The sequence below is a fragment of the Pseudomonas sp. p106 genome, assembly GCF_003936645.1.
Lineage (GTDB): Bacteria > Pseudomonadota > Gammaproteobacteria > Pseudomonadales > Pseudomonadaceae > Aquipseudomonas > Aquipseudomonas putida_E.
Window position 1 is genome coordinate 1 of the sequence record NZ_RHQR01000048.1, and the last position, 1059, is coordinate 1059.

Genomic DNA, 1059 nt, shown 5'->3' on the forward strand with positions numbered 1-1059 from the left:
CCGACGTTGCCCAGCCAGGCGCTGATCCAGTAGCCCCACGCCGACGAGAAGCCCATGTAATCGCCAAAACCTGCCTTGGCATAGGCATACACCCCTGAATCCAGCTCAGGCTTGCGGTTGGCCAAAGTCTGGAACACGAAGGCCAGCGCCAGCATGCCCACTGCGGTGATACCCCAGCCAATCAGCACAGCACCAACATCCGCGCGCGCCGCCATGTTCTGCGGCAACGAGAAGATGCCGCCACCAATCATCGAACCGACCACCAGTGCGATCAACGCGCCGAGGCGCAGTTTCTGTCCTGGTTCGCTCATGCGATTCCTCGTCTTTTGTGCGTGCTGTCACATCGCTGAAACAGCTTTATCTGCATATAGATACGGCTACTTATAATAGACAAAGCCATTAAAGCTATAGCACTAATAACTCTTTTGTCTATACCGGTCGCCCCAGATAAACGCTTGTCCGACGTGCAACTTTATCAACCTCGATTACCCATGGAATTTATTGAGAAAAGTTTGCGAAAACGGCAAAAGCGGCTAGCTTCAGAGTTCGCAGGCTGAACAGAGCGTTTGCTCTGGTTGTACATGGAGGTGCCAGCGCACGGGGCCTGCAACAGGGCTGTCGGCACTCTCCAGGAGTCAAGTGAAGGAAATTTCCTACTTCACAACGCCATGAACTGATCCAAGTCAGATCATGGCCCAGGCGACGGATTTATTCTGTGGTCAACTTTCTCCTGGTACGGAGTTGTTAAATGTCTGATTCTTCCGGAAAACTAAAACTCGGCGCACTCGTTGCACTCGTCGTCGGTTCGATGATTGGCGGCGGTATTTTCTCGCTGCCGCAAAACATGGCCGCCAGCGCAGGGGTTGGCGCCGTACTGATCGGCTGGGCGATCACCGCAGTCGGCATGCTGACCCTGGCGTTCGTGTTCCAGACCCTGGCCAACCGCAAACCTGATCTGGACGGCGGGGTATACGCCTACGCCAAGGCCGGCTTCGGCGACTACATGGGCTTCTCCTCGGCGTGGGGCTACTGGATCAGCGCCTGGCTGGGCAACGTCGG

Annotated in this window: 2 protein-coding genes; one reads left to right on the forward strand and one right to left on the reverse strand. The window is 55.9% G+C overall.

Annotated elements, in window-relative coordinates; all coding sequences use genetic code 11:
* A partial coding sequence (locus EGJ09_RS26370) for an amino acid permease (RefSeq protein ID WP_125925181.1) occupies window positions 1-311 on the reverse strand: 311 nt, incomplete at its 3' end.
* Between the two features lie 437 nt (window positions 312-748).
* On the opposite strand from EGJ09_RS26370, the gene EGJ09_RS26375 reads away from it, so the two are divergent.
* Window positions 749-1059 (forward strand): amino acid permease (locus EGJ09_RS26375; RefSeq protein WP_125925182.1); only part of this gene is annotated, 311 nt, incomplete at its 3' end.